Genomic DNA, 2,398 nt, shown 5'->3' on the forward strand with positions numbered 1-2,398 from the left:
CCTGCGCCTGATCCCGCGCCTGCACCCCCCCTTCCGGCTGCACCCCGCCTCTTGCGCCTGAAAGCGGTTGAGGGGTACAGGGGGACGACGCTGGAAAAGACGCGCAGTCGGGCGCGGGATCAGGCGCAGGGGTAGGCGGCGTCGAGCTGGGCGGCCGTATGAGCCCAGGTGAAGCCCGTCTCCGCGCGCTCGCGGAAGGCGGCACTGCGACGGGCGCGCTCCTCGGCAGGCAGCACGGCCAGACGCGCAATGGCGGCCGTGACCTCGTCGGCAGAGGCNCCGCAANTCTCGCCCCAGCCGGAGTCCCCCAACACGTCGGCCACGCCGCCCACGGGGCAGATCACCGGCAAACAGCCCCAGGCGCCGGCCTCGAGCAGGACCGTGGCCATGCCCTCCGAGCGCGTAGGCGAAACGAAGCAGTTGGCACAGCCAAAAAGCGCCGAGACGTCCTCNCGGCCCAGACGGCCCAAGAGACTCACGTTGGGCAGGTAGTCGGCCACGGCGCGGATATGGTCCTCCTCGGGACCGGCGCCGGCCATGACAAAGGAGACCTCNGGCAAAAGCCGCGCGGCGTCGAGAACGGCCAAGGGCCCCTTCTCGGCCACGAAGCGACCCACGAAGCAGGCCATGAAAGCGTCGGGCGCAATGCCCAGCTCGGCACGGAAATCGCGGCCGGAGGAGCCATCGCGAAAAGCCGCGGCGTCGATGGCGTTGTTGATCACCACGTCGGTCTCGATGCCAAAGTGCTCCAGCCAGGAACAGGCCGCCAGCGACACGCCGGCAAANACGGGCCGGGCCGCACGGGCCCTCGCGGTGACCAGGTGTTCCCAGCGCTTCACNACGGCGTCTGCAGCAGGGATGCCAAAGGACAGGTGCGCGCTGCCGTGCTCCAGCATGACGGCNGGGGCGCCCTTTTNGGCGGCAAAGCGCAGGCCTTCNAGGGAGTGCGGGTAAAAGCGGGTGTTCACGAGCACGCGATCCACGTCCTCATCGAGCAGACGTCCCCAGATGCGGCGGTACGCGGCATCTTTGAGCGTCACGGGAAGGCGGCCGTCGAGCAGCTGCGCAGCCGGAAGGCGCACCACCTGGAAGCCGTCGCGCTCCTCCCGGGCCGGCGCGCCCTTACGCGCCGACGCCACCACGCTCACCTGGTGGCCCTCGTGCACGAGCTCGCGGGCCAAGTTGTCGCTGAAGAGCTCCACACCGCCCATGGAGGGCAGGTACTGGGCCGAGAAGATCGCGTAGTGGTGAGGCGCCATGGAGAAGAACCTTTCCCGTATGCTGCCGGCACGCGCCGGCANCCACCCATCGTGAACCCTGAACGAAGGGTATGGTACAGAGAAACCCGTTGCCCTTGCCGAGCACCACACCTCTAACACCGGGAGAAGCCATGCCTCACAAGCCCTACCCCGAAGGCACCCTCGAACGCCTTCAGGCAGAGATGACCGAAATGCTCGCCGTCTTTGACGAGGTGTGTCAGAAGCTGGGGCTCACCTACTTCATCGACGGCGGCACGGCCTTGGGCGCCGCGCGCCACGGCGGCTNCATCCCCTGGGACGACGACGTGGACGCGGCGATGCCCGCGGCCGACTACCGTCGTTTCCTGGCCGAGGGCGCCTCTGCGCTGCCCGAGGGCTACTCGCTCCATACCTGGGAGAACACGGAGCGCTTCCCCACGCTGTGGGCCAAGATCTGGAAGGACGGCACCCGCTTTGCCGACGCCCCGGCCGTGGAGGCGGGAATGGGCCAGCCCATCTTCATGGACGTCTTCCCCTCCGTTCCCCTCGANGCCNACCCGGNCATCGCGGACCGGCAGCGGCNTCGCATGCTGTTCTGGCAGCGGCTCAGCTACCTCAAGTTCATCGCGCACCCCAAGAACGTGCCGAGCGCCGCGGCCCAGGCTGCCTGCGTGGCGGCGCATGGCGTGCTGTCCTGCGTGCCCCAACGCTTCATCGCCCGCGAATTCGAGCGCTCCTGGCGCTGCGAGACCCCCGGCGACCTGTGGATAGACCCTTGCTACGCGCAGTACGAGCCCATGCCCGTCGACTGTCTGCTGCCCTGCCAGCGGGTGAGTTTCGACGGCATCGAGACCTGGGCGCCCCACGACCTCGACCGCTATCTCACCCGCATGTACGGCGACTGGCACAAGCTCCCGCCCGAGGAGGAGCGCTACACCCACGCGCCCGAAGTGCTGGACTTTGGCGACGGTGTCAACGTGGCGAAGCGCAGGTAGAAGCGGGCGGGCTTGAGACGCCCTCAGCCGTTTTCAGACGCAAGTGGGCTCTGCGGTAGACCTGCGACAAAACCGCCCGACCCATGCCAGAGGCCTCTTCGGCATGGGTTTTTCAATCGGGAGCAGCTCAGACCCGTGCCGCGGCCCGCCCTCCCCAGATATGCC

Annotated in this window: 2 protein-coding genes; one reads left to right on the plus strand and one right to left on the minus strand. The window is 68.3% G+C overall.

The window, feature by feature from the left end; all coding sequences use genetic code 11:
- Positions 1-119: 119 nt before the first annotated feature.
- Positions 120-1,259 (minus strand): glycosyltransferase family 4 protein, encoded by a 1,140-nt coding sequence (locus JX283_RS08170; RefSeq protein ID WP_204830132.1) that lies wholly within the window; start codon positions 1,257-1,259, stop codon positions 120-122.
- Between the two features lie 131 nt (positions 1,260-1,390).
- On the opposite strand from JX283_RS08170, the gene JX283_RS08175 reads away from it, so the two are divergent.
- Positions 1,391-2,233, plus strand: coding sequence for a phosphorylcholine transferase LicD (locus JX283_RS08175; RefSeq protein ID WP_204830133.1), 843 nt, complete (start codon positions 1,391-1,393; stop codon positions 2,231-2,233).
- Positions 2,234-2,398: the final 165 nt, after the last annotated feature.

The sequence above is a fragment of the Olsenella sp. CU969 genome, assembly GCF_905219715.1.
In the GTDB taxonomy this organism is placed as follows: Bacteria; Actinomycetota; Coriobacteriia; order Coriobacteriales; family Atopobiaceae; genus Granulimonas; species Granulimonas faecalis.